Raw genomic sequence first — 22,742 nt, 5'->3', positions numbered from 1 at the left:
CACCAGAGAGGACCCACCCGATGTCGCGTCCCGAGGCCGTCACGGCCCCACCGGCGGCCGTCGCCGCCGACGGCCGGCCCCCGCTGCGCACCCGGCGCGAGCGCAACCGCCTGCACCGCACCGAGGCCCTGTGGGCGCTCGCGTTCGTCGCCCCGCCCGTGCTCGGGTACCTGCTGTTCACGCTCTACCCGCTCGGGTTCGCCGCGTACGCGTCGCTCACGAGCTGGAACGGGCTGGGGCCGATGCGTTTCATCGGCATCGACAACTACACGCGCCTGCTGAACGACGACTACTTCCGGCAGACGCTCTTCAACACGTTCTTCTACATGATCGGCATCCCGATCGGCCTGACGCTGTCGCTGCTGCTGGCCCTCGCGCTCAACCGGCGCATCGTCGGGCGCACCGCGTTCCGCACCATCTACTACGTGCCGGTCATCTCGTCGCTCGCGGCCATCGCGATCGTCTGGCAGTTCGCCTACAACGGCGACTTCGGGCTCGTGAACCAGGTCCTCGCGTGGTTCGGGATCGACGGCCCCAACTGGCTGCAGAACACCGCGACCGTCAAGCCCGCGATCATCCTCATGATGATCTGGAAGGGCCTCGGCTACTCGATGCTGCTCTACCTGGCGGCCATCCAGTCGGTGCCGGCCTCGCTCTACGAGGCCGCGTCGCTCGACGGCGCGAGCTGGTGGCAGCAGCTGCGCGCGATCACCATGCCCATGGTCCGCCCGGTGACGTTCTTCCTGGTCGTCACGAACATCATCGCGGGCGCGCAGATCTTCACCGAGATCAACATCATGACGCCCACGGGCGGCCCCGAGTTCAGCTCGGCGTCGCTGGTCTGGTACATCTGGCGCCAGGCCTTCCGCTACCAGCAGATGGGGTACGCGACGGCCATGGCGGTCGTGCTCGGCATCCTCGTCTTCGTCATCACCCTGATCCAGTTCCGCCTCAACCGGCGCAACAGCTTCAGCATCGACTGAGGGACGCAGCCATGACCACCATCCCCGCCCTCCCGCGCGCCGGCCGGCCCGCGCGGACCGCCGCCCCCGCGCGCGGCGCACGGCGCGAGTCGCGCGCCGTCAACGTGATCCTCTTCGTCGTGCTCGCGGTCTTCGCGATCGCGATGGTCGCACCGCTCGTGTGGATGTTCACGACCGCGATCAAGACCAAGGCCGAGGTGTTCGCGCTGCCGCCCGTGCTGTGGCCCGCCCAGCCGCAGTGGGACACGTTCGTGCGCATGTGGAACGAGGCACCGATCCTGTCGGGCTTCCGCAACTCGTTCATCGTCGCGTCGACCGTGACGATCGTCGGCTCGGCGACGTCCGCGATCGCGGCGTTCGCGCTCGCGAAGCTGCGGCTGCCCGGCAAGAACGCGATCTTCCTCGGCCTGCTGACCGGCCTCATGGTCCCCTACCCGACGATCATGATCCCGCAGTTCGTGATGTTCTCGCGGCTGCACTGGGTCGACACCCTGCTGCCGCTGATCGTGCCGCTGCTGTTCGGCAACATCATCATGATCTTCTTCATCCGGCAGTACCTCGAGACCGTCCCGGACTCGCTCATCGAGGCCGCGAAGATCGACGGCGCGTCGTACCTGACGATCTTCGGCCGCATGATCGTGCCGATGATCCGGCCCGCCATCGCGGCGCAGTTCATCCTGTGGTTCATGACGATCTGGAACGACTACCTCGCGCCGATCCTCTACCTGAACTCGCCGGGCAAGCAGACGCTGCAGGTCGTCATCGCGAACCTCAACGTCGAGTACGCCACGCAGCGCGACTACCCGCTGATCATGGCGGCGTCGTTCGTCGCGCTGCTGCCGATCCTCGTGGTGTTCCTCGTCTTCCAGCGGCAGATCATCGAGTCCGTCGCGCTCACCGGCACGAAGGGGTAGCGCCGTGACGACCCTCGACCCGGCCGCGGACGTCCTGGACACCACCGGCTGGGGGGCGGAGCACGCCCACGACCCGACCGCGGTGCGCGACGACGACGGCACCTACTGGCTGTTCTCCACGGACGCGTGCTCCGACGGTCCGGTGCGCGGCGGCGTGCAGGTGCGCCGCTCCGACGACCTCGTGACGTGGACCTTCCACGGCTGGGCGCTGCCGGGCGTGCCGCGTGCCGCCGCCCAGGCCACCGGCGCCACGGGCCTGTGGGCGCCCGAGGTGGTGCGCGTGGGCGGGCAGTGGCGCATGTACTGGTCCGCGTCGTCGTTCGGCTCGCGCCGCTCGGCGATCGGTCTGGCGGTCGCCGACCACCCCGCGGGGCCGTGGCACGAGCGCGGACTCGTGGTGACGAGCCCCGCGGTGCCCGCGGACGTGACGGGCACGCCGCACGGCGACGGCCCGCCCAACGCGATCGACGCCGCGTACGCGGTCGACACGAGCGACGGCCGCGAGCGGCACTGGCTCGCGTACGGCTCGTTCTTCGGGGGCGTCCACGCGGTCGAGCTCGACCCCGCCACGGGGCTCGCGCTCGACGCCGGCCGGGACGGTGCGGCCGCCGCGCCCGGCGTGCTGCTGGCCCGGCGCGCCCCCGAGGTCGAGGGCGCGGTCGAGGGCGCCTACCTGCTCCCCCGGCCCGGCGGCGGGTGGGCGATGCTCGCGTCCTGGGACTCGCTGTTCTCGACGTACCACGTGCGCGCGGCCGTCGCCGAGCACGTCACGGGCCCCTACCGCGACCGCCTCGGCCGCGACCTGCGCGCACCCGCCGCCGACTCCGGCACCGTGGTGCTCGCGGGCCACCGCCTCGACGGCGGGCCGGGGCTGCGCGCACCGGGGCACGGTGCGGTGCTCACCGAGCCCGCGTCGCCGCGGCGCCCCGGCCGGCAGACGTTCGTGCACCACGTGCGCGACGAGGACGCCCCGACGCGGCACCGCGTGCAGGTGCGCCGCCTGGTGTGGACGCACGACGGCTGGCCGCTGGTGTCGCCGCAGCCGTGGGCGGGCCCGGGACGCGAGGTCGACGACGAGTCGACCTGGCCCGCCGACCCGACCGTGCTCGACGGCGCGTGGGAGGTGCTCGACGTCGGCGCCGACCCGGCCGTGGTGCAGCGCACGCGGACCGCGGCGCTGGACCTGACGGACGTGCGCGCGCTCGGCGCGGGCCGCTTCACGGCCCGCCGGTCCGACGGCGCCGCGGTGTCGCTCGTGGCGTTCCCGGGCTGGGACGCCGTGCGCGACGTCGCCGCGACGGTCGTCGTGGCCCTCGACGACCGCGGCCGCGTGACCGCCGCGACGCGCCCCGCGTAGGCCGGACCGGGACGAGCGGGCTGGGAGGATCGGGGCGTGGACGCGCACGGGTGGGCCGCCGGGGTCATGACGGCCCTGCGGTGGGTCGCGCACGTGCTGGCCGTGCAGGCGCTGCTCGTGCTCGGCACGCTCGCGGGCGGTGTGGTGCTGGGGCTCGCGCCCGCGCTCGACGCGGGCGGCCGCGTGCTGGCGCGGCTGCCCGCGGGCGACCCGTCGCCGCACGTGTGGGCGGAGTTCTGGCGTGCGTGGCGCGCCGGGTGGCGGCGCGCGAACGTGGTCGCGGCGCCGCTGGCGGCCGTCGGCGCGCTGCTCGCGGTCGACGCGTGGGTCGTGACGGCCGCGGACGGGCCGGTGCGCGCCGCGCTCGGGCTGGGCCTCGGGATCGTCGGCGCGTGGACGCTCGTCGTCCTCGCGTACCTGCCGGCGGTGCTGCGGCGGTACTGCGACCCCGCGCCCGCCGCGTGGCGGTTCCTCGCGCTCGCGCCGGCGCTCGGACCCGGGACGGCGCTCGCCGTGCTGCTGGCGGCCGTCGTGTGGGCCGCGACGTGCTGGGTCGCTCCCCCGGTCGCGGTGCTCGGCGGCCTCGCGGTGCCGCTGCTGGCCACCGGCTGGCTCGTCGACGTGCGGCTGGACCGGCTCGACGCGCGCGTGGCTGCGGCAACCTGAGGCGACACCCGACGACGCCCGGAGGGGCGCGCCGGTCCGCGAGCCGACGGACGGCAGCGAGGGCGTCAGCCGGCGGCGTGCTCGCCGAGCGTCGACGCGCGCGCGACGACCGAGAAGTCCGCGACGACCTGCTGGTAGGGACGGTCGGCGTCGGGCGCCTCGATGCGCGCGAGCAGCAGGTCCACGGCCGTGGTCGCGATCTCCTCGCGCCCCGGGTGCACGGTCGACAGCGTGGGCGAGGAGTACGCGGTCTCCTCGATGTCGTCGAAGCCGATGACGGCGACCTGCCCCGGCACGTCGACGCGCCGCAGGTGCAGCGTGTGCAGCGCACCGAGCGCGAGCGCGTCGTTGAGCCCGAAGACCGCGTCGATGCCGAGGTCGGCGTCGAGCAGGCGCGCCATGGTCTCGGCGCCCGTCGCGCGGTGCCAGAGGCCCGCCTCGCCGACCAGCGCCGGGTCGAACGGCATGCCGTTCTCCTCGAGCGCGGCCGCGTAGCCCTGCACGCGCAGCGCGGCCGACCCGACGGTCTCCCCCGCGTGCGCGCCGACGACCGCGATGCGGCGCCGGCCCTGGTCGATCAGGTGCTGCGTCGCGGCCTTGGCGGCCTCGACGTTGCTCATGGTGACGTGGTCGGCGGGACCGCCGAAGATCCGCTCGCCGAGCAGCACCAGCGGGTAGTCGACGCCGTCGAGCTCGTGCACGTCGTCGGGCCCCAGGCCCAGCGGCGAGTAGATGAGGCCGTCGGTGAACTGGCGGCGCGCGCCGCGCAGCACCTCGATCTCGCGCTCGCGCACCGCGCCGGTCTGCTCGATGAGCACGGTGAGGCCGCGCGCCTCGGCGGCGCGGATGACGGAGTCGGCGAGCTCGGCGAAGTACGGCAGCGACAGCTCGGGGACCGCGAGCCCGACGAGACCCGTGCGCCCGCGCCGCAGGTTCCGGGCCGTGACGTTGACCTGGTAGCCGAGGTCGGCGATGGCCTGCTCGACCTTCTCGCGCGTCGAGTCGCGGATGTACGGGTAGCCGTTGACGACATTGGAGACGGTCTTGATGGACACACCGGCCCGTGCGGCCACCTCGTGCATCGTCACAGCACCGCTGCGTCGTCCGTTCACGTGCGTCCTCGTCCTCGTCGCGACCTCGTCGTGCGTCGGGCTGCCGGCCCGCGCACAGCGTGGCAGACGACCGTCAGCCTACATCGTTGTAGAGATCGCGGGGAAGCCTTCCGTGCCCGGACACACGTCGGGCCCGGTCGTCCGACCGGGCCCGGGGTGCACTGCGCGCCGCCGGAGCGGCGCGCGGCTCACTTCTTGTTGCGACGCTGGTGACGCGTCTTGCGCAGCAGCTTGCGGTGCTTCTTCTTCGCCATGCGCTTGCGACGCTTCTTGATGACGGAGCCCATGTGCGGTCCTCACTCGTGTCCGGTCACGGCCCCGGGAGCCGTGAGTGGTGGTCGATCGACGCGGTGCGCGTTGCTGATCGCCCACGCACGCAGAAGTCCGGGGCCCCACCTTACGCGATCGGGCCCCGCGTCCGCGAACGGCGGTCGCCGTCCGCACGACGTGCACCCCCGGCCCGAGGCGGGTCGGGTGCCCGCCCGCGGGGTCAGGACGAGCGACGCTCCTCGTCGACGGCGTGCGTCTCGACCGTCGCCGACGAGCGCAGGTAGGCGTCGAGCGCGTCCTGCGGGACCCGGAACGACCGACCCACGCGCACCGCGGGCAGCTCGCCCGCGTGCACCAGGCGGTACACCGTCATGCGGGAGACCCGCATGAGGTCCGCGACCTCGACGACGGTGAGGAACCGCACGCGTCCCTGCGGCCCGCCCTGCGCGTCGCTCATGTCCCGGCCCTCCTGGTGGCCGGGCCCTGCGCCGGCGTCGCGCACCCGAGAACCGGGTGCCGTGTCAACGATAGTGGCGCGTGTGACGCATGGGGAAGCCGGGACACCCGCACGGCGCACGACGGCACCCGAGCGGCCCAGCCGCCGGCTCGCCCCGCGCGCCCCCACGGGTGCCCGCTCAGTCGAGCTCGGGGTCCAGCCCCAGCGACGGGAACACGGCCGTGCGCGTCGCGCGCACCGCGCGGTCCACGTCGTCCGCCGGGTCGTACCCCGCCGACCACGGACGGAACGACGCGCTCGCGTGGTCCGTCATCACCGGCACCGCGTCGCGGCCGTAGCGCTGCCGCACCACGTCCAGCCAGACCTGCGGCACGCGCGTCGCCGGGTCGACGGGCCGGTGCGCGGCGACGCCCAGCAGGTGCGTCCACGTGCGCGGCACGACGTCGAGGATCGCGTACCCGCCGCCGCCCAGCGCGACCCACCGGCCGTCGCTCACGTCGTGCGCGAGGTCGTGCAGCAGCACCGCCGCCGCGCGCTGCGCGTCGACCGACACCCGCAGCGTCGCGAGCGGGTCCATGCGGTGCGTGTCGCAGCCGTGCTGCGTCACCAGCACGTCCGGCGCGAACTCGCGCACCACCGCGGGCACCACCGCGTCGACCGCCCGCAGCCAGCCCGCGTCGTCGGTGTGCGACGGCAGCGCGACGTTCACGGCCGTGCCCTCCGCGCCCGGGCCGCCGGTCTCGCCCGGGTACCCCGTGCCCGGGAACAGCGCGAATCCCGTCTCGTGCACCGACACGGTCAGCACGCGCGGGTCGTCCCAGAACACCGCCTGCACGCCGTCGCCGTGGTGCGCGTCCACGTCGACGTACGCGACGCGCTGCGCACCGGCCGCCAGCAGCGCCCGGATCGCGACCGCCGCGTCGTTGTAGACGCAGAACCCCGACGCCGCACCGGGCATCGCGTGGTGCAGCCCGCCGCCGACGTTCACCGCGTGGTCCGCCTCGCCGCGCCACACCGCGAGCGCCGCGTCGACCGTGCCCTGCACGACCCGCGCCGCGGCGTCGTGCATCTGCGGGAACACCGGGTCGTCGCGCGTGCCCAGCCCGCGCACCAGGTCCGGCACGCCGCGCTCGGCCGCCGCGTGCACGGCCGCCACGTAGGCCGGGTCGTGCACGGTCGCCAGCAGCGCGTCCGACGCGGGCTCCGCGCCGACCACCTCGACCCCGGGCGCGTCGAGCAGCCCGAGCTGGGCCGCGAGCGCGACGGTCAGGTCGATGCGGTCCGAGGTCATGGGGTGCCCGAACCCGAAGTCGTACGCGAGGAGCTCGGTCGCCCACACGACGCGCAGGGTCGAGGACGCGGCGCGCGTCGCGTCCGGGGCCGTCATGCGCCCACGCTCCCACCGCCGCCGGGCGGGTGTCGACCCGACGGGCCGTGCCGCCACCCGTCCGGACGGACGAGGCACGCCCGTCCCCGGCGTCGCGCGTCACGTGCCGTCGGTGCGTGCGCGCCCCCGGCACGTGCCAGAGTGTGCCTGAGGGCACGTGAGTCACACGCGCGAGGCACAGCGGGAGGCGGGATGGCGGCGGGGCCCGGCCTGCTCTGGCGCGCGCGCGAGTACGTCGACCGGTCCGCCCGGCAGTCCCCCGCCCGCCTCGCGCTCGGCGTGTTCGCGCTCGTCATCGCGATCATCACCGTGCTGCTGTCGGCGCCCTGGGCCACCGCGCACGGCGGCCGCGCGCCCCTCATCGACGCGCTGTTCACGGCGACGTCCGCAACCACCGTCACCGGGCTGGTCGTCGTGCCCACGGGCGCGTACTGGTCCACGTGGGGCCTGGTCGTCATCCTCGTCGCCATCAAGATCGGCGGGCTCGGGGTCATGACGCTCGCGTCGCTGCTCGGCATGGCCGTGTCACGGCGCATCGGGCTCACGCAGCGCCTCCTCGTCTCGTCGGAGACCAAGGTGACGCGGCTCGGCGAGGTCGGGTCGCTCGTGCGGACCGTCATCGTCACGTCCACCGTGCTCGAGATCGCGATCGCGCTCGTGCTGTTCCCGCGGCTCGTCGTCCACAACGAGGCCGTCGGCGAGGCCGCCTGGCACGCGCTGTTCTACGCCGTGTCGGCGTTCAACAACGCGGGCTTCGTGCCGACGCCCGAGGGCCTCGCGCCGTTCGTGTCGGACTGGTGGATGCTCCTGCCGATCATCGTCGGCGTGTTCATCGGCTCGCTCGGCTTCCCCGTCATCCTCAACGTCGCCAACCACCTGCGCGAGCCGCGCCGCTGGAGCCTGCACTCCAAGCTCACCATCACCACGAGCATCGGGCTCGTCGTGTTCGGCTCGGTCGTCGTCGCCGCCTTCGAGTGGACCAACCCCGGCACGTTCCGGCCGCTCGACCCCGGCGGCACGGCGCTCGCGTCGCTGTTCGCGGGCGTCATGCCACGCTCGGGCGGGTTCTCGACGGTGGACGTCGACCAGATGCACGAGGGCACGTGGCTGCTGCTCGACGCGCTCATGTTCGTCGGCGGCGGGTCCGCGTCCACCGCGGGCGGCATCAAGGTCACGACGCTCGCGGTCATGCTGCTCGCGATCGTCGCCGAGGGCCGGGGCGACCGCGACGTCGAGGCGTTCGGCCGCCGGATCCCGCGCGAGTCGCTGCAGGTCGCCATCGCCGTCGGGTTCGTCTCCGCGACCATCGTGCTCGTGTCGTCGCTGCTGCTGCTGGCCATGACGGGGCTGACGCTCGACCGCGTGCTGTTCGAGGTGATCTCGGCGTTCGCGACGTGCGGGCTCTCGACCGGCATCACGGCCGACCTGCCGACGCCCGCCAAGTACGTGCTCGTCGTGCTCATGTTCATCGGCCGGACCGGCACCATGACGCTTGCGGCGGCGCTCGCGCTGCGCAACCGTCGTCGTGTCATCCGCTACCCGGAGGAGAGACCCATCATTGGCTGACAGCCTGCGCGCGGGCGGCGGCGAGCCCCGCACGGCACCGCGCACCCCCAAGAAGGACTCCGGCGTCCTCGTCATCGGCCTCGGGCGGTTCGGGTCGGCGATCGCCGCGACCCTCGACCGGCTCGGCCAGGACGTGCTCGCGGTCGAGCGCAACCCCGACCTGGTGGCGCAGTGGTCGGGCCGCATCCCGCTCGTCGAGGCCGACGCGGTCAACCCCGACGCGCTCGAGCAGCTCGGCGCACGCGAGTTCCCCGTGGCCGTCGTCGGTGTCGGGTCGTACCTCGAGGCGTCGGTGCTCATCACGGGCAACCTCGTCGACATCGGCGTGCCGCAGATCTGGGCCAAGGCGATCTCGGGCGAGCACGCGCGCATCCTGCAGCGCATCGGCGCGCACCACGTCGTGCTGCCCGAGGCCGACGCCGGCTCGCGCGTCGCGCACCTGGTCAGCGGCAAGATGCTCGACTACATCGAGGTCGAGGACGGCTTCACCGTCGTGAAGATGCGCCCGCCGAAGGAGACGCAGGGCTTCACGCTCGCGCAGTCCAAGGTGCGCGAGCGCTACGGCGTGACCATCATCGGCGTGAAGTCCCCCGGGATCGACTTCCAGTACGCGACGCCCGAGACCCGCATCTCGGCCAACGACCTGGTGATCGTCGGCGGCCACGCGGACCTGCTCGAGCGGTTCGCCGCGCGGCCCTGAGCGACGGCGTCGACCCGGCGACCGCACCAGCAGGGAGGGGCACGCGCATGGCGAAGGCGCCGGGCAGGAAGTCGGGCAAGACGTCGGGCAAGAAGTCGAGCACGACGACGCGCGAGAAGGCGAGCAAGAAGGCGAGCAAGGCGTCCGGCACGAAGGCGGGCACGACGACGTCGGAGACGACGGCGGGGATGAAGCACGCCCCCGACCCGGCGTCCGTCCCGACCGCGGAGGCCGACGACCTGACCACGCGCCGCGACGCCGCGGTCGAGCTGCTGCGCGTCCGGCCCGGGACGCGCGTGGCCGACGTCGACGCGCGGGCCACGCCCGGGTTCGACGGCTCGCGCAGCGCCGGCGAGCGCGCGCTCGCGGCGATCGGGCGGGACCTGTCCGACCTGCAGGAACGCCTGTACGCGCACGGACGCACCGGCGGCGACCGGTCCGTGCTGCTGGTCCTGCAGGGCCTCGACACCGCCGGCAAGGGCGGCATCGTGCGGCACGTGCTCGGCCTCGTCGACCCGCAGGGCGTCGCGCTGCGGTCCTTCGGCGTGCCGACGCCCGAGGAGCGCCGCCACCACTACCTGTGGCGCGTGCGACGCGCGCTGCCGCCCGCGGGCCGCATCGGCGTCTTCGACCGCTCGCACTACGAGGACGTGCTGGTCGCGCGCGTCGACGAGCTCGTGCCGCCCGACGTGTGGCGGGCCCGCTACGACGAGATCAACCGGTTCGAGGAACGCGTCGCCGCGGCGGGCACCACGATCGTCAAGGTCCTGCTGTGGGTGTCGCCCGACGAGCAGTACGCGCGCCTGCACGAGCGGCTGGAGCGCCCCGAGAAGCACTGGAAGTACGACCCGTCGGACGTCGACGCGCGCCTGCGCCGGCCCGCGTACGAGGCGGCGTACCAGGACGTGCTCGACCGCACGAGCACGGACGTCGCGCCCTGGTACGTCGTGCCCGCCGACCGCAAGTGGTACGCCCGCCTGGCCGTGAGCGCCCTGCTGCACCGCGCCCTGTCCGACCTCGACCTGGGCTGGCCGGCGGCCACCTACGACGTCGCGGCCGAGCGCGCGCGGCTCGAGGCCACGCGCTGACGCGCGGTCGTGCGTCGCCGCCCGGCGGACGGCGACGCACGACCCGGGCACCGGCCGGCGGGGTGGTCGCCCGCCCCGCCGACCGGCCCGCTCACGACGCGTCGGTCGCCCCCCGCTGGTGCGGCACCGCGAGGACGGTGCTGCACCGCACGGCGCGCACCACGTGGTGCGCGCGCGCCCGGGCGGCGTGGCGCCGCAGCGCGACGCCCGCCGTCAGCAGGAGCAGCGCGAGCGGGGCGAGCCACAGCTCGGCCCCCGTGCGCGCGAGCGACGCGCGCTCCGCCGGCGCGGCGACGGCCGGGAACGCCCGGGCGGTCGACGCGGCGGGGAGCATCAGGGTCCGGCCGACGAGGGTCGCCGTGCCGGTGCCGTCAGCCGCCGGGCCGCCGGGTCCCTGCGGGCCCTGAGGACCGGTCGGACCGGTCGGACCGGTCGGGTCCGTGGGGCCGCTCGGACCGGTCGGGTCCGTGGGGCCGCTCGGACCGGTCGGGTCCGTCGGGTCCGTCGGGTCCGTGGGGTCCGTCGGGTCCGTGGGGTCCGTCGGGTCCGTGGGGTCCACCGCACCCGGCACGGCCCGGGTCACGGTCGCGTCCCCGAGGACGCCGAGCGCGACGCCCGAGACGTCGACGGGCACGGTCACGGGCAGCGTGACGAGACCGCCGCCCGATCCCGGCGCCGGGGCCCCGGGCTCCACGGAGCCGGCACCGGGCGTGACCACCTGGGTCACGGTGCCGTCACCCAGCACGCCCAGCGCGACGCCGTCGACGGTGACGGGGGCCACGACGGGCGCGGCCACAGCGGCGTCGTCGCGGGACGCGACGCCCGGCGCGGGCGAGCCAGGCGCCGACGAGCCCGGCGCGCCGGCACCGGTGACCTCGGCGTCGCCGAGCGCACCGACGGCCACGCCGTCGACCCGCACGGGCGCCGTCACCGGCACGCTCACGAGCGCACCGTCCGAGCCCTCACCCGAGGCCCCACCCGGGACGGGCCCCGGTGCGGGCGACGGTGCGGGTGCAGGGCCCGTCACGACCGCGTCGCCGAGGACGCCGACCGCGAGGCCGGAGACGTCCACGGGCACGGTGACCGGGGCCGACACGAGCCCGCCGTCCGGCTCCGCCGACGCACCGGGCCCCTGCGCGGCAGGGCCGGCGGGCGCGGTGCCCGCCCCGGTGCTCGTGGCGTCACCACCGACCGCGACCGCGACGCCGGAGACGTCGACGGGCACGGTCACGGGCGCCTGCACCGCCGCGTCGTCGCCCGACCCGGCAGCGGGTGCGGGCTGCGGCTCGGCAGGGGCCGGCGCGGGGGCCGGCTGCGGCGCGGTCCCGGTGACGGTCCCGTCACCGAGCACGCCCACCGCGACGGACGACACGTCGACGGGCACCGTGACCGGCACCTCGACGACGGCGGGCGCGGCGGGGGCGGGCTCCTGCGGGGCCGGCGCCTGCGGTGCGGGCGCCGGAGCCGCCGGCGCGGGGGCGGGCTGCGTGACGTCGGCGTCGCCGAGGGCGCCGACGGCGACCCCCGTGACGTCGACGGGGACGGACACGGGGACGTCGAGCAGCGCGCCCTCCCCGGTCACGGACTCGGCGCCCAGCGTGATGCCGACGTCGAGGACGGCGCCGTCCGAGGGGGCGGCGTGGGCCGCGACGGCCCCGGCGGCCACGAGGCCGCCTGCGAGGAGCGCCGTGTGCAGCGCTCGACGGACGTAGGTGTGCATGGTCGTGCTCCTTGCCTGAGAACCGGAGCGCCCGCTCGGGGCGCGGATGGGCGTGTGCCGCACGCTCGGGTGCGGCGCGGTCCGGTCAGGCCGGGCTGTGCGGGACCTCGGGCGAGAGCCCCGCGGGGCACGCGTCGTGCTGGGCCACGAGGGTGGCGATCAGGTGGAGGGTCGCCGCGCCCACGACGCCCGCGAGGGTCGCGTCGGTCGTGGAGCGGGAGGTCGGGGCGGCGGCACCGGACGCGCCGACCGGCGCGGCGGGCGGGACCGCCGGGGCGTCGGACGTGCCGGGCGTCGGCGTCGCGGGACCCGAGGTCCTCGCCGCGTCGGCCCCCACCCCCGACGCGGCGAGGACGGGCGGCACGGCGCCGGACGCGGACCGGGCAGCGGAGCCAATGACGCGAGCACCGGGCGTGCGCGTCGTCGCGGCGTCGTCGCGGGCAGCGGCGCCGGTGACCACCGCGCCGGGCGCGGGCGACCCGGCGCGCGGCCCGACCGAGGGCGGCGCGTCCGGGTCGGCCGGTCGCACCGTGGGCGGGTCGACCGCGGGCGGCGACCACGGCGGCAGCGGGACCACCGGTCCGAGCACGGGCGCGAGCGGCTCGAGCACGGGTGCGAGCGGCGTCAGGACCGGAGCCAGCGGCGTCAGCACCGGAGACAGGACAGGCGCGAGCGGGCGCGTCACGGGGACGAGCAGGTCCCCCACGGGCGCCAGCAGGTCGCCCACCGGAGAGAGCGGTGCACCGAAGGGCGCGAGGGCGTCACCGACCGGGGCGAGCGCGTCCGCGAGCGGGGTGAGCGCGTCCGCCACCGGGGCGAGCGCGTCGCCCACGGGGCCGGTCACGGCAGCCGCGGGCGCGAGCGCGTCCGACACGGGCGCGAGCGCGTCCGACACGGGCGCGAGCCCCTCGGTCACGGGTGCGAGCCCCTCGGTCACGGGCGCGGCCAGGTCGCCGACGGCCGACGTCACGCCCGCCAGGGCGTCGGCGACCGGCTCGGCCACGGGCGCCGCGGCGTCGGGTGCGGTGCTCACCGGAGCGTCCGGGAGCGGGCCGGTCGCGGGTGCCTCGGGCGACGCCGGAGCGGCGGGTGCCGGAGCGGGCGGCGGCGCGGGCGCCGGAACCGGCGCCACGGGCGGAGCGGGAGCGGGCGCCACGGGCGGAGCGGGAGCGGGCGCCGGTGCCGCCGGAGCGGGCGCGGGCGCGACCGCCTCGACGACCGGGGCGACGACGCCGCTGGTCACCGGGGCCACCACGGTGTCGACCACGGGGGTCACCACGCCGTCGGCCGCGTCGGCGACCGCGCCGAGCACGGAGCCGAGGCCCCCGGCGTCGGACGAGGCGGCCCGCGGCGCCGCGGCGTGCGCGTCGGCCGACGCGAGGACCGCGCCGGTCAGCACGAGGAGCGCGGCCCCGAGCACGGTCAGCAGCGCACGGGAGAGCCACGTCACGGCTCGTGATCCCTGCCCCTGGACCTGCACGTCCCCTGCACCCCCTGGCACGGCTCCGTCGCCGTGTCATCACGACGGTAGGTCGCAGTCACGGGAGCGGCAAGCCCTGTCTAGACCGTCGTCCAGGTGCCGGACCGACGACCTGGGACGACGCGCGCACACTTCACCCGCGCCGCCGGAGCCCCGGCACGCGTGCTCACGACGCCCGCCGCGCACCACCCGATGACTCCCGGCCGCGCGCGTGGTCCACTCCTCGCACGCGCTCGACGCGCACCCCGACCGCACCCGCAGGAGCCGCCATGCCCACCGGACAGCCCACCGGCGCCACCCCCACGACGCGCTCGCTCGACGTGCCCGGCGCCGTGCTCGCGTACGACGTCCGCGAGGCCACCGGGCCGGCGGCCGGCCGGCCGCTGCTGCTGATCGGCTCCCCGATGGGTGCCACCGGGTTCGGCACGCTGGCCTCGTGGTTCACCGACCGCACCGTCGTCACCTACGACCCGCGCGGCGTCGAGCGCAGCACGCTCGCGCCCGGTGGGGAGCCCGCGACGCCGCGGACCCACGCGGACGACCTGCACCGGCTGGTCGCGGCGCTCGGCGCGGGCCCGGTCGACGTGTTCGCGTCGAGCGGTGGGGCCGTCAACGCGCTCGCGTGGGTGGCCGCGGACCCGGCGGACGTCGCGACGCTGGTCGCGCACGAGCCGCCGCTGCCGTCGGTGCTGCCGGACGCGGCGGCCGCGACCGCCGCGATGCGCGCGGTGCACGAGACGTACCTGCGGGCGGGCTGGGGGCACGCGATGGCGGCGTTCGTGGCGCTGGTCTCGCACCAGGGCCCGATGCCGGAGGATTGGGCGGACCGTCCCGCGCCCGACCCCGCCGCGTTCGGCATGCCGACGGACGACGACGGGTCGCGCGACGACCCGCTGCTGGGCGTGAACATGCGCACGCTCCCGCCGTACGAGCTCGAGGTCGACGCGCTGCGCGCGGCCCCGACGCGCGTGGTCGTCGCCGTGGGCGAGGAGTCGGGCGAGAACCTCGCGGCGCGCGGCGCGCGCGCCGTCGCGGCGGCGCTGGGCGGCGACGTCGCCGTGCTGCCGGGCGACCACGGCGGGTTCCTGGGCGGCGAGTACGGGCAGACGGGTGCGCCGGACCGGTTCGGCCCGGCGCTGCGCACCCTGCTCGCCGGGTGACGCGGCGACCCGGGCCGGGCACGACGCGACGGGCCGGACCGGCGGGGCCGCGCCGGGCAGGGCGCGCGCCGGGCAGCGCCCCCGGTGGCTCAGTCCGTGCGCCGCCGCAACGTCGCGACGCCCAGCACGAGCGCACCGACCGTGAACAGCGCCATCGCGCCCACCGCGCCACGCACGTCGGCCCACGCCGCGCCGCGTGCGATGTGCTGCATCGCGTCGACCGCGTACGTCAGCGGCAGCCCGCGCGAGACCCGCTCGAGCACCACGGGCATGGCCTCGCGCGGCATGAGCAGGCCGCACGTGACGAGCTGCGGCAGGATCACCGCGGGCATGAGCTGCACGGCCTGGAACTCGGTGCGGGCCAGCGCGGAGGCGGCCAGGCCGAGCGCGGAGCCCAGCACCGCGTTGAGCACGGCCACGGCGACCATGAGCGCGACGGGCCCCTCGACGTGCATGCCGCAGACCCACGTCGCGAACGCGACCACCACGAGCGCCTGCACGGTCGCCAGCACGGCGAACGCGAGCGCGTAGCCGAGCACGAGGTCGGCACGCCCGAGCGGCATCGTCATGAGCCGCTCGAGCGTGCCGCTCGTGCGTTCGCGCAGCGTGGCGACGCTCGTGACCAGGAACATCACGAGCAGCGGGAAGAACCCGACGAGCACGGGCCCGAACCGGTCGAGCACGTCGGTGCCGTCGAACATCCACGCGACGAGCCCCAGCAGCACGCACGGCATGACCAGCACGAGCGCGACGGTGCGGCGGTCGTGCCGGAGCTGCGCGAGCACGCGCCGCGCGGTCGCGAGCGTGCGGGCGGTGCTCACGTCGCACCCGCCGCGTCGGCCGCGTCGACGAGCGCGAGGAACGCCCCTTCGGCGTCGTCGGCGCCGGTGCGGGCGCGCAGCTCGGCGAGCGTGCCGTCGGCGAGGACCGCGCCGTCGCGCATCAGCACGAGCCGGTCGCAGCGGGCCGCCTCGTCCATGACGTGGCTCGAGACGAGCAGGCTGCAGCCGTCGTCCCGCAGCCGCGCGAACAGGTCCCACAGCGAGCGCCGCAGCGCGGGGTCGAGGCCCACGGTGGGCTCGTCGAGCACGAGCAGGTCCGGCGCGCCGAGCAGCGCGACCGCGAGCGACACGCGCGACCGCTCACCCCCGGAGAGCGTCGCGACGAGGTCGCGGGCGTGCGGGGCGAGGTCGACCTCGGCGAGCACGCGCTCGACGGAGCCGCGCGGCGCGCCCTGCAGCGTGGCGGCGTAGCGCAGGTTCTCGGTGACGGTGAGGTCGGCGTAGACGCTCGGCGCCTGCGTCATGTACCCCAGTCGGCGGCGCAGGTCCGGGCTGCCGGCGGGGAGCCCGAGGACGTCGAGCTCGCCGGTCACGTGGGTCTGGACGCCGACGACGGCGCGCATGAGCGTCGTCTTCCCGCTGCCGCTGGGGCCGAGCAGGCCGACGACCTGGCCGGCGGGCACCGTCAGGTCGAGGCCGTCGACGACCACGCGCCCGCCCCGCACGACGCGCAGCCCGCGCGCCCGCACGGCGGGTGCCGCACCCTCGTTTTTCCCCATGTGAGGAATAGTGCACCCGGCGGCACGCCGCCGCAAGGGTCGCCGGGACCGGGGACGAGGTCAGGCTCGTGCGGGGACGCGACGGCGAGGTGCGTCAGGGGACCGGATGGCTGAGCACGGCGTCGACGACGACGATCAGCAGCGACCCCGTCACCGACAGCAGGGCTCGTACCGTCCAGACCAGGGCCCGCGGTTGCGCACGCACGACGCCGCTCCTTCCGGGCACGTCTCCGTCGACGCGCCGTCAGCCCGAGACTAGGCCGACGGCGGGCGACCGGCACGTGAACTCCGGGTGAACCGGCACGTCACAGCCCCGCTCGCACCGTCGGCCCACACCCACGCACCCGCCCCGCGGGCCCTCGGTCCCGCCCGCACGCGCCCGGCGGGCCCCCCGCACTCCGCGCGGTACCGGCCCACCGTCGTCGGACGGCTCGACGCGCGTCCGCCGGCTCAGTCCGTGAGGTAGCGCTGCAGCGTCGGGCCCACGAGCGCGACGACGTCCGCGGCCGGCAGGGACGCGAGCGGCTCGACGCGCAGCAGGTGCCGCGCGACGAGCACGCCGACGGTCTGCGACGCGACGAGCGACACGCGCAGCGCCGCGTCCGGCCCGTCCAGCGCGCCCGCGACGCGCGCGAACACCTCGCGCGAGAGGAAGCCGGCGACGTCCCGCGGGCCCGCGTCGTCGGCCGTCAGACCGCTGAACGCGGCCCGGAACGGCGCCCCGCCGTCCTGGTCCCACACGCGCAGCGCCGCGGCCAGCAGGCGCTCCCCCAGGCCGTCGACGCCCGGCGTGACGACCCGCTCCACGAAGACCGCCGGCTCCACCCCCTGCGGCAGCACGCTCGCGACGAACAGCTCGCCCTTGTCCGTGAACCAGTGCCGCACCGAGCCGGGGTCGACGTCCGCCCGCCGGGCGATCGCGCGCACGCTCGTGCCCGCGTACCCGCGGGCGGCGAACTCGGTACGCGCGGCCGCGAGGATCGCACCGCGCGTGTCCTCCCCCGAGGGCCGCCGCCCGCGCGTCCGCGTCCGCGTCTCGTCCACGGGCCCCACCCTAGGCAGCCGCGCGCGCAGGCGACGCACGCATGCCCGGGCACGACGGAGGGCGGGCACCCGGCCGCAGCCGGGCACCCGCCCTCCGTCGTCGTCGGCGCGTCAGCGCCTCAGGAGCCCTGCGTCGCTCAGAACCCCTGCGCCACGCGGTAGTACACCTGGTTCCACCGGACCTGGTCGGCGAACCCGCGACGCGTGGTCGCCTCGTCGATGACGAGCAGCTCGGTGCGCGCGAGCTCGGCGAAGATCTCCCACGCCTCGATGCCCACGGCCGTCGACAGCACCGTGTGGTGCGCGCCGCCCGCGGTCAGCCAGCACTCCGAGGACGTCGTGAAGTCCGGGCGGGGCTCCCACACGGCCCGCGCGACGGGCAGGTGCGGCAGGTCGGCGGTCGGGGGCACGACGTCGACGACGTTGGCCGTGAGGCGGAACCGCTCGCGCATGTCGGCGAGCGACACGACGACACCGACACCGGGGTCGGTGTCGAACACCATGCGGACCGGGTCCTCCTTGCCGCCGATGCCCAGCGGGTGGATCTCCACGCGCGGCTTCGACGTCGTGAGCGACGGGCAGATCTCGAGCATGTGCGCGCCCAGGATCTTCTCGGCACCCGGCGTCAGGTCGTAGGTGTAGTCCTCCATGAGCGACGCGCCGCCGGGCAGCCCGGCGCCCATCACCTTGGCGACGCGCACCAGCACGGCCGTCTTCCAGTCGCCCTCGGCGCCGAACCCGTAGCCCTTGCCCATGAGCCGCTGCACGGCCAGGCCGGGCAGCTGGCGCAGCTCGCCCAGGTCCTCGAAGTTCGTCGTGAACGCCTTCGCGCCGCGCTCGGTGAGGAACGCCTCGAGCGCGGCCTCCTGGCGCGCCGCGTAGCGCAGCGACTCGTGGCGCTCGCCGCCGGCCCGCAGCTCGGGGACGACGTCGTACAGCTCCTCGTACTCGGCCACGAGCGCGTCGACCGTCGCGTCGTCGACGGCCTCGACCGCGGCGACGAGGTCGTTGACGCCCCACGTGTTGACCGACACGCCCAGGCGGATCTCCGCCTCGGTCTTGTCGCCCTCGGTGACCGCGACGTTGCGCATGTTGTCGCCGAACCGCACGAGCACCAGGTCCTGCGCGGCCTGCCAGCCCGCGGCGGCGCGGACCCACGTGCCGATGCGCGCGGTCACGGCCGGGTTCGACACGTGACCCGAGACCGTGGTGCGCGCCAGGCCCAGGCGCGTCGCGATGTAGGCGTACTCGCGGTCGCCGTGCGCGGCCTGGTTGAGGTTCATGAAGTCGAAGTCGATGGTGTCCCACGGCAGCTCGACGTTCGCCTGCGTGTGCAGGTGCAGCAGCGGCTTGCGCAGCAGGTCCAGGCCCGTGATCCACATCTTCGCGGGGCTGAACGTGTGCATCCACGTGACGACGCCGAGCACCTTGTCGTCGGCGTTCGCGTCGAGCATCGCGCGGCGGATCGCCTCGGAGTCCTTGAGGACGGGCTTCCAGACGACCTTCGCGGGCACGTCGCCCGACGCGTCCAGCGCCGCCGCGACCTCCTGCGACTGCTCGGCGACCTGGCGCAGCGTCTCCTCGCCGTACAGGTCCTGCGAGCCGGTGAAGAACCAGATCTCCTGGTCCGGGTAGGCCTTGCTCATCGGTGCATCTCCCTCGATCGCCAGGTCAGTGCTGGCCGTAGACGTTCTGGTAACGGGCGTACAGCGAGTCGATGTCGCTCTGCGCGATCGGCAGCGGCTCGCCGAGCTGCCGGCTGATGTGGACGGTCCGGGCGACCTCCTCGACCATGACCGCGGCCTTCACGGCGGCCTTGGCGTCCGTGCCGATCGTGAACGGGCCGTGGTTGCGCATGAGCACCGCGGGGCTGCGGGACTCGCGCAGCGTCTCGACGATGCCGCGGCCGATCGAGTCGTCGCCGATGAGCGCGAACGGGCCGATCGGGATGTCGCCGCCGAACTCGTCGGCCATCATCGTCAGCACGCACGGCACGGGCTCGGCGCGCGCCGCCCACGCCGTCGCGTACGTCGAGTGCGTGTGCACGACGCCGCCCACGTGGGGCATGTGCGTGTACACGTACGCGTGCGCGGCGGTGTCGGACGACGGCGCACGGTCGCCCTCGACGAGGTTCGCGTCGAGGTCGCACACGACCATCGACTCGGGGGTCAGCTCGTCGTACGTCACGCCCGACGGCTTGATGACGAGCAGGTCGCGCTCGCTCGGGCCAACGGGGTCGACGACGACGCGCTGCGACACGTTGCCGGCGGTCCACACGACCAGGCCCCAGCGGGGCAGCTCGGCGTGCAGCGCGCTGACCTTCTCGCGCGCCGCGGCGACCTGCTCGCGGACGTCGGACGGGTAGGCGTCCAGGGAAGACATCGGGCCTCCAGCGTCGGTGCCCGGGGCGGGCACGGGTGGGTCCGGCGCGGTCGGCGCCGGTGCGGCGGCCCGCGTCGACGGGCCGCCGCTCGGTCGGGTCGGTCAGATCGCCTCGGTCGCGGCGCGCTCGATCGCGAGCCCGGCCGTGTAGCGGTCGAGGTAGGTGGTGTAGCCCGCGACGTCGGCGGGGTCGGGCTCGACGACCTCGAGCTCGGCGTCCGCGAACACGCGCTGCGCGAGGTACGTGCCGAGGTCGACGCCGCCGCCGTGCACGAGGTACGCGGCGAGCACCGCGATGCCCCACGCGCCGCCCTCGCCGGCGGTCCGCCCCACGGCTACGGGCGCGCCGACGGCCGCGGCGAGCAGCCGCTGCGCGACGCCCGCGGTCCGGAACATGCCGCCGTGCGCGAACATCGCGTCGACGCCCACGCCCTCGGCCGCGAGGATCCGCATGCCCAGGCTCAGCGTGGCGAACGCGCCGTACACCTGCGTGCGCATGAGGTTCGCGAGCGACAGGTCGCTGCCGGGCGTCCGGACGATCAGCGGCCGCCCCTCCTCCAGGCCCGTGATCGGCTCGCCCGACAGGTAGTTGTACGACAGCAGGCCGCCGCCGTCGGCGGCGCCCTCGAGCGCCTCGCGCAGCAGCACGCCGAACACCTCGTCGGGCGTGGCCTGCGCGCCGAGCGCGGTCGCGAACCGGCCGAACACGCCGGCCCACTCGCCGAGCTCGCTCGCGCCGTTGTTGCAGTGCACCATCGCGACGAGGTCGCCCGCGGGCGTCGTCACGAGGTCGATCTCGTGGTGCACGGTCGCGAGCGGCTTCTCCAGCACGACCATCGCGAAGATCGACGTGCCGACGGACGTGTTGGCGGTGCGCCGCGCGACCGAGTTGGTCGCGACCATGCCGGTGCCCGCGTCGCCCTCGGGCGGGCACAGCGGGATCCCGGCCTGCAGCGTGCCCGTCGGGTCGAGCAGCGCGGCACCCTCGGCCGTGAGCGCACCGGCGTCCTGGCCGGCGACGAGCACCTGCGGGAACAGGTCGCGCAGACCGCCGGGCAGCCGGTCGCCCACGTGCGCGTCGAAGCGCGCGACGAGGTCGGCGTCGTAGTCGTGCGTCGCTGGGTCGACCGGGAACATGCCGGACGCGTCGCCGACGCCGAGCACCTTGCGGCCCGTCAGGCGCCAGTGCACGCAGCCCGCGAGGGTCGTGACGAAGCGGACGTCGGGCACGTGCGGCTCGGCGTCGAGGACGGCCTGGTGCAGGTGCGCGACCGACCACCGCAGCGGGATGTTGTAGCCCAGCAGGTCGGTGAGCTCGGCGGACGCGGCGCCCGTGGACGTGTTGCGCCACGTGCGGAACGGCACGAGCAGCTCGTCGGCGGCGTCGAACGCGAGGTAGCCGTGCATCATCGCGGAGACCCCGATCGCGCCGACCGTCGCGGGCCGCACGCCGTGCTGCCGCTCGGCGTCGTCGAGCAGCTCCGCGACCGCGGCGCGCAGGCCCTCCCACACGGCGTCGAGCGAGTACGTCCACGTGCGGTCGACGTACTGGTTCTCCCACGCGTGCCCGCCGGACGCGAGCGGCACGTGGTCCTCGCCGACCAGGACGGCCTTGATGCGCGTCGAGCCGAGCTCGATGCCGAGGGCCGTGCGGCCCTGCTCGATCGCGGTGCGCGCGTCCGTTCGCTGCTGCCCCATCGCGTGCTGCTCCCTCCCCGGTCGTCGTCGCCCGGGTGTCGTGGTCGGGTCGGCCGGCGTGCGTTCGGCCGACGTCATGTTAACGCTCACATAGCGGTGGTGCCAGCACCCGGGTCAGACGTCCCGCCCGGACCCGGACGACGCGCGGACCACGAGCTCGGGTGCGATCGACGCGACCTCGGGCACGCGCCCGCCCATCGCCTCGACCAGCGCCGCGACGGCCCGCCGGCCCAGCTCCGCGAAGTCCTGCCGCACCGTCGTCAGCGGCGGCGCGTAGAACTCCGCACCCGGCTCGTCGTCGAACCCCACCACCGCGACGTCCTCCGGCACACGGACGCCCGCCTCGGCGAACGCCGCGAGCAGACCCAGCGCGAGCTGGTCGTTCGCCGCGAACACCGCGTCCGGCAGCCCGTCACGCACCAGCGCGCGACCCACCGCGAACCCGTCCGCCGCGCGCCACCCGCCCACGCGGTGCTGCGGGACCGCGAGCCCCGCCGCCTCGTGCGCCTCCTGCCAGCCCCGCAGCCGGTCCCGCGCGTCGTACCACTCGAGCGGCCCCGCGACATGCACGACCGTCCGCCGGCCCGACGCCAGCAGGTGCTCGGTCGCGAGCCGCCCGCCCGCGACCTGGTCCACCGCGACCGTCGGCACCGCGACGCCCTCGCGCCCGGACGTCACCAGCACCACCGGCACGGGCGCCCGCACGTCCGCGACCGCGTCGATCGTGCCCGTGCTCGGCGCCACGACGACCACGCCGTCGACACCCTGCGCGAGGAAGTGCTCGACCGCGTCGCCGACCTCGCGGCCGCTGAAGTCCCGCAGCGTCGCGACCGACACGTAGTGCCCCACGTCGCGCGCCGCACGCTCGATCGCGACCAGGGTGCTCGTCGGGCCGAACAGCACGGTCGCGGGCGTGATGACGCCGATCGTGCCGGTGCGCCGCGTCACGAGCGCGCGCGCCGCGAGGTTGGGCCGGTACCCGAGCGTCGCGATCGCGTCGAGCACGCGCTCACGCGTCGCCGGGCGCACGCTCGGGTGGTCGTTGAGCACGCGCGACACCGTCTGGTGGCTCACGCCCGCGAGCGCCGCGACGTCGTTCATCGCGGGCGGGCGACCCTCGCGGGACGCGCGGCCCCGCGACCCCGGGGCCGCGCCGCGGGCCGGGCCCGTGGACGCACCGGCCGGGCGCGGCACCGG

At 75.6% G+C, this 22,742-nt stretch carries 21 protein-coding genes; 8 read left to right on the top strand and 13 right to left on the bottom strand.

The genetic code is table 11. The features are described from left to right. The 4 genes from CS2_RS13010 to CS2_RS12995 all read left to right on the top strand — a co-directional run. The coding region (locus CS2_RS13010) for a carbohydrate ABC transporter permease (RefSeq protein ID WP_439951186.1) at window positions 1-983 on the top strand (983 nt) is incomplete at its 5' end. Window positions 984-994: 11 nt separating this feature from the next. Then, on the top strand, window positions 995-1,897 hold the full coding sequence (locus tag CS2_RS13005) for a carbohydrate ABC transporter permease (RefSeq protein ID WP_082740212.1): 903 nt from the start codon (window positions 995-997) through the stop codon (window positions 1,895-1,897). Between the two features lie 4 nt (window positions 1,898-1,901). Then, on the top strand, window positions 1,902-3,254 hold the full coding sequence (locus CS2_RS13000) for an arabinan endo-1,5-alpha-L-arabinosidase (RefSeq protein ID WP_070320316.1): 1,353 nt from the start codon (window positions 1,902-1,904) through the stop codon (window positions 3,252-3,254). Between the two features lie 36 nt (window positions 3,255-3,290). Next, window positions 3,291-3,920, top strand: a complete 630-nt coding sequence (locus CS2_RS12995; RefSeq protein WP_046529062.1) for a YesL family protein — start codon at window positions 3,291-3,293, stop codon at window positions 3,918-3,920. A 65-nt stretch (window positions 3,921-3,985) separates the two neighbouring features. On the opposite strand, the gene CS2_RS12990 is transcribed toward CS2_RS12995, so the two are convergent. From CS2_RS12990 to CS2_RS12980, 4 genes are all read right to left on the bottom strand, one after another. Continuing rightward, on the bottom strand, window positions 3,986-5,002 hold the full coding sequence (locus CS2_RS12990; protein WP_070320320.1) for a LacI family DNA-binding transcriptional regulator: 1,017 nt from the start codon (window positions 5,000-5,002) through the stop codon (window positions 3,986-3,988). A gap of 218 nt (window positions 5,003-5,220) precedes the next feature. Further along, the gene (locus tag CS2_RS18565) at window positions 5,221-5,319 is read right to left on the bottom strand and encodes a 30S ribosomal protein bS22 (protein WP_003792170.1); all 99 of its coding nucleotides are present in this window, start codon (window positions 5,317-5,319) and stop codon (window positions 5,221-5,223) included. Between the two features lie 203 nt (window positions 5,320-5,522). Further along, complete coding sequence (locus CS2_RS12985; protein WP_046529063.1) at window positions 5,523-5,759, bottom strand: helix-turn-helix domain-containing protein; 237 nt, start codon at window positions 5,757-5,759, stop codon at window positions 5,523-5,525. A gap of 178 nt (window positions 5,760-5,937) precedes the next feature. After that, a complete protein-coding gene (locus CS2_RS12980) occupies window positions 5,938-7,146 on the bottom strand; it encodes an acetoin utilization protein AcuC (protein WP_070320315.1) in 1,209 nt (402 codons plus the stop codon). A 192-nt stretch (window positions 7,147-7,338) separates the two neighbouring features. Here CS2_RS12980 and CS2_RS12975 point away from each other — a divergent pair, with 192 nt between their 5' ends. Genes CS2_RS12975 through CS2_RS12965 form a run of 3 tightly spaced genes read left to right on the top strand, consistent with a single transcriptional unit; the run spans window position 7,339 to window position 10,500 of the window. Further along, on the top strand, window positions 7,339-8,712 hold the full coding sequence (locus CS2_RS12975; RefSeq protein WP_070320314.1) for a TrkH family potassium uptake protein: 1,374 nt from the start codon (window positions 7,339-7,341) through the stop codon (window positions 8,710-8,712). Then, complete coding sequence (locus CS2_RS12970; RefSeq protein ID WP_046529066.1) at window positions 8,705-9,412, top strand: potassium channel family protein; 708 nt, start codon at window positions 8,705-8,707, stop codon at window positions 9,410-9,412. Before CS2_RS12975 ends, CS2_RS12970 begins: the two co-directional genes overlap by 8 nt. Before the next feature lie 47 nt (window positions 9,413-9,459). Then, complete coding sequence (locus tag CS2_RS12965) at window positions 9,460-10,500, top strand: PPK2 family polyphosphate kinase (protein WP_082740211.1); 1,041 nt, start codon at window positions 9,460-9,462, stop codon at window positions 10,498-10,500. A 91-nt stretch (window positions 10,501-10,591) separates the two neighbouring features. Here the strand turns inward: CS2_RS12965 and CS2_RS19645 are convergent, their stop codons facing one another. Continuing rightward, the gene (locus tag CS2_RS19645; RefSeq protein ID WP_070320313.1) at window positions 10,592-12,220 is read right to left on the bottom strand and encodes a hypothetical protein; all 1,629 of its coding nucleotides are present in this window, start codon (window positions 12,218-12,220) and stop codon (window positions 10,592-10,594) included. Window positions 12,221-12,305: 85 nt separating this feature from the next. Continuing rightward, a complete protein-coding gene (locus tag CS2_RS12955; protein ID WP_070320312.1) occupies window positions 12,306-13,670 on the bottom strand; it encodes a hypothetical protein in 1,365 nt (454 codons plus the stop codon). A gap of 299 nt (window positions 13,671-13,969) precedes the next feature. Between CS2_RS12955 and CS2_RS12950 the strand changes: the two genes are divergently transcribed. After that, a complete protein-coding gene (locus CS2_RS12950) occupies window positions 13,970-14,860 on the top strand; it encodes an alpha/beta fold hydrolase (protein ID WP_070320311.1) in 891 nt (296 codons plus the stop codon). Between the two features lie 89 nt (window positions 14,861-14,949). Here CS2_RS12950 and CS2_RS12945 read toward each other — a convergent pair whose 3' ends face one another. The 7 genes from CS2_RS12945 to CS2_RS12915 all read right to left on the bottom strand — a co-directional run. Then, window positions 14,950-15,681 (bottom strand): ABC transporter permease, encoded by a 732-nt coding sequence (locus CS2_RS12945; RefSeq protein ID WP_046529067.1) that lies wholly within the window; start codon window positions 15,679-15,681, stop codon window positions 14,950-14,952. Beyond that, entirely contained in the window at window positions 15,678-16,421 is a 744-nt protein-coding gene (locus CS2_RS12940; protein ID WP_070320310.1) for an ABC transporter ATP-binding protein, read from the bottom strand. Before CS2_RS12940 ends, CS2_RS12945 begins: the two co-directional genes overlap by 4 nt. Before the next feature lie 450 nt (window positions 16,422-16,871). Next, on the bottom strand, window positions 16,872-17,465 hold the full coding sequence (locus CS2_RS12935; RefSeq protein WP_217997389.1) for a TetR/AcrR family transcriptional regulator: 594 nt from the start codon (window positions 17,463-17,465) through the stop codon (window positions 16,872-16,874). Window positions 17,466-17,602: 137 nt separating this feature from the next. Continuing rightward, complete coding sequence (gene araA / locus CS2_RS12930; protein WP_070320309.1) at window positions 17,603-19,111, bottom strand: L-arabinose isomerase; 1,509 nt, start codon at window positions 19,109-19,111, stop codon at window positions 17,603-17,605. 25 nt (window positions 19,112-19,136) lie between these two features. Continuing rightward, window positions 19,137-19,847 carry an L-ribulose-5-phosphate 4-epimerase gene (locus CS2_RS12925; protein ID WP_070320308.1) on the bottom strand — a complete coding sequence of 237 codons (711 nt, stop codon included), beginning with the start codon at window positions 19,845-19,847 and terminating at the stop codon, window positions 19,137-19,139. A 102-nt stretch (window positions 19,848-19,949) separates the two neighbouring features. Beyond that, window positions 19,950-21,545 (bottom strand): xylulokinase, encoded by a 1,596-nt coding sequence (locus CS2_RS12920; protein ID WP_070320307.1) that lies wholly within the window; start codon window positions 21,543-21,545, stop codon window positions 19,950-19,952. Between the two features lie 114 nt (window positions 21,546-21,659). Continuing rightward, window positions 21,660-22,742: LacI family DNA-binding transcriptional regulator (locus CS2_RS12915; protein ID WP_439951185.1), on the bottom strand; the 1,083-nt coding region annotated here is incomplete at its 5' end.

It is taken from the genome of Cellulomonas iranensis NBRC 101100 = JCM 18110 (genome assembly GCF_001552375.1).
Taxonomy (GTDB): Bacteria; Actinomycetota; Actinomycetes; order Actinomycetales; family Cellulomonadaceae; genus Cellulomonas; species Cellulomonas iranensis.
This window is presented reverse-complemented; position numbering and strand designations above follow the sequence as displayed.